Source organism: Deltaproteobacteria bacterium, assembly GCA_026712905.1.
Taxonomy (GTDB): domain Bacteria; phylum Desulfobacterota; class Binatia; order UBA9968; family JAJDTQ01; genus JAJDTQ01.
Map to the genome: position 1 here is coordinate 1 of JAPOPM010000201.1, position 2,944 is coordinate 2,944.

Consider the following 2,944-nt stretch of genomic DNA (forward strand, 5'->3'; position numbering starts at 1 on the left):
CAGCAAAGACCTCCCGTACCTCGCCCACATCTCCCTTCCCGCTTCCCGCGATTCCCTATGCGTCATCGGCTCCTCCCGCCAAATACCCCACCAAAACTCATTTCCTTGCTCAGGTGAAGGTGGTCTTCTCGCACCGCTTACGAAAGGAGCCCTATGTTCCAGAAGGCACTACAGATAGCTAGACAGTTTACTTGGCCAGTGATCGTTTCACAGAGGCGAGAGAGTGGAAAATTGTCGAGCCAGATGGCGACCCACACAATCCTCAATGAGCATGGATGGACCTTGACGGCGTACCATGTGGTGAAAGCGATGGAGAATCTGAGCGCGGAAGTGAAGCTCAGCAGTGGGAGACGAGGGTCGAATAGGGCTGCGCGTCGAAGGCATGATGTTGGTCGAGTCACTGATTGGGCTTCTTGGTGGGGTGAAGACAATTGGACGTTGACAGACATCCACTACGACGAGGAGGCCGACTTAGCAGTGGGACGCCTTTATCCGTTCGATCCGAAACGTGTGGCGGGCTATCCGGTCTTCAAGAAGCCCGATGCAAATTTTGTTCCAGGCGTACAACTTTGCAAACTCGGCTTCCCCTTCTTTGGTGTAGTTCCCCGGTTTGATCCAGCAACGAGGTCTTTCTCGATGCCAGCGGGAACTCTGCCGGTTCCCTTGTTTCCGGTTGAAGGGATGTTCATCCGTACCCAAGTTGTGCGGTTCGAGAATGGCCGAAAGATCCCGTTCGTTGAGACATCCTCTCCCGGCCTACCAGGGCAAAGCGGTGGCCCCACCTTCGACGAAGAAGGACGAGTGTGGGCGATGCAGTCTCGGACTACACACTACCCTCTTGATTTCGGAAATTCCCACCTGGTTGAAAATTTCAACACGGGAGTTGGTCTTCACGCCAAGACTATACTAGAGTGTCTCGAAAAATGGGGCATTGCGTTCCAAGCCGAGTGAAAGGAGAATCGCCATGGCGAAGGAGAAAGGTATAACCTTAGAGCCCACCGCACAGACGGTGATCAGGGGAGCAACCGGCACAAAACCCGTGACCAGCTTCGAGACTGGGAACTACTGGAGTTCCATCACGTCGCAAGACGAAGACGATTTCGATCCGCAATCAGTGAGCCGAGGCAGGTAGGAGGGCACTTGGAGAAGCAAACGAAGGGCCGGCAGCTTTGGGGTTGCCGGCCTTCGTTTTGCCACAGCCTGCCGTCAACGTCGACCACCCCCATCACCTCGCGGCGCTCGGTGTCCTCCAGCACGATCGTGTTCCCCTGTATCCGAACTCTTGCCATACGAACACCTCCTGGACAGGAGGCTAACGCCAGGGAGAGGAACCCGGCGAATTCAAACTGAGGCAGTACCGTCAAGTTGTCGTTGACAAACCGTCTTGGTTTGGTGAATAGGCTATGACAACCATCAAACGCTAACCCCGTAAAGCGTTGCGTTGCGCCAAAAAGCAGGGGGGATCTCATGAAACCGACCGTATTTCGGACTATCGCCGCTCTGTGCCTAGTGGGCGCGTTGCTGGCGCCCGGCATGCTCCACGCCCAGGCAAAACGCGCCATAACCCAGATCGCCGGCGATCTCTATCGCTTCCAGAACAACTTCCACTACTCCGTCTTCCTGGTGACGCCGGAAGGCGTGATCGTCACCGATCCCATCAATGCGGAGGCGGCCACCTGGCTCAAGGCCGAGATCGCCAAGCGATTCAACCAGCCCATCAAGTACCTGATCCTCAGCCACGACCACCGCGACCACAGCGCCGGTGGCGAGGTCTTCGCCGACACTGCGACGGTGATCGCTCACGAGAGAGCCAAGGCCGTGATCATCAACGAACGCCGCCCGACCGCCGTGCCCGACATCACGTTCTCGGACCGCATGACGGTGGAGCTGGGGGGCAGCCGGGTCGAATTGATCTACACCGGCCGCAACCACTCGGACAACTCGATCGTCATGCTGTTCCCCAACGAGCGGACCCTGTTCGCCGTCGACTTCGTGTCGGTCAAGCGTCTGCCCTTCCGCAACCTCTCCGATTCCTACTACCCCGACTGGATCGACTCGCTACGGCGCGTTGAGCGGCTGGACTTCGACATCCTTGCGCCCGGTCACGGGGCCATGGGCATGAAGCGGGATGTCGCCGATCATCGCCGGTACCACGAGAACCTGTACAACGCCGTGGTCGCCGCTGCGCGCGCGGGACAGAGCCTGCAACAGATGAAGGCGTCGATCACCCTCGACGAGTACAGGGATTGGGGTTCCTACGCCGATTGGCGCGAACTCAACATCGAAGGGGTGTACGCCCGCGTCGTGCTGCAACGACGGGGAAACTGAGCGCGCCGTCCACTCGACCGTTCCCGCGGCGGACCTGCGGTCGGATTCGACGTCCGACTGGGCTGTGGTCAAGACGGTTGTGCACGGCGTGTCGAAGCGTTGTCTTCGGTTCTGTAGAGCGCCAGGAATCCAAGGCGCTCGCCTGGAGCATACGGTTCCGAGACGCGACCCAGTTCCGGTTCTTGTGAGGAACGACGGTGAAACGTTCTCCTACTTCAGAGGCGGCAGCTACGATCGACACGCGGTGTTGACCATGTGTTAACCTCACCCTGTCCAAGGTCCTGTAGACGCCCTTGAGCCCGAAGACACGCCATGGATAGCCGGATCGCCTGGGCCGGCAAGCTCACCGGCTTCGGTGTGCGTGTCCATCCCGCGGGCGCCAAGGCGTTCGTTGTAAACTCCCGCGCCGGCAATGGCGGGCGCGGACGGCCAACAACAAGCGCGTGGTGGTCGGGCGGGTCACCCCGGACCCTGAAGAGTTGAAATCAGTCGCTCCGACGGCACCGTGTGTACCTGCCGAGTTGTGTTCCGGCATCCTTACCCTCATCGTGAATCGCGTTACCATCGATCCTGTCGCGAATCTCCGCATGGACGGCATCGATCAGTGCAGAGGCGG

General features: G+C 59.1%; 3 protein-coding genes. All 3 read left to right on the forward strand.

Going from position 1 to position 2,944, the window contains the following annotated elements:
* Positions 1-153 precede the first annotated feature (153 nt).
* Positions 154-951, forward strand: coding sequence for a serine protease (locus OXF11_16640; GenBank protein ID MCY4488723.1), 798 nt, complete (start codon positions 154-156; stop codon positions 949-951).
* A 13-nt stretch (positions 952-964) separates the two neighbouring features.
* The gene (locus OXF11_16645) at positions 965-1,132 is read left to right on the forward strand and encodes a hypothetical protein (GenBank protein ID MCY4488724.1); all 168 of its coding nucleotides are present in this window, start codon (positions 965-967) and stop codon (positions 1,130-1,132) included.
* 335 nt (positions 1,133-1,467) lie between these two features.
* On the forward strand, positions 1,468-2,328 hold the full coding sequence (locus OXF11_16650) for an MBL fold metallo-hydrolase (protein ID MCY4488725.1): 861 nt from the start codon (positions 1,468-1,470) through the stop codon (positions 2,326-2,328).
* Positions 2,329-2,944: the final 616 nt, after the last annotated feature.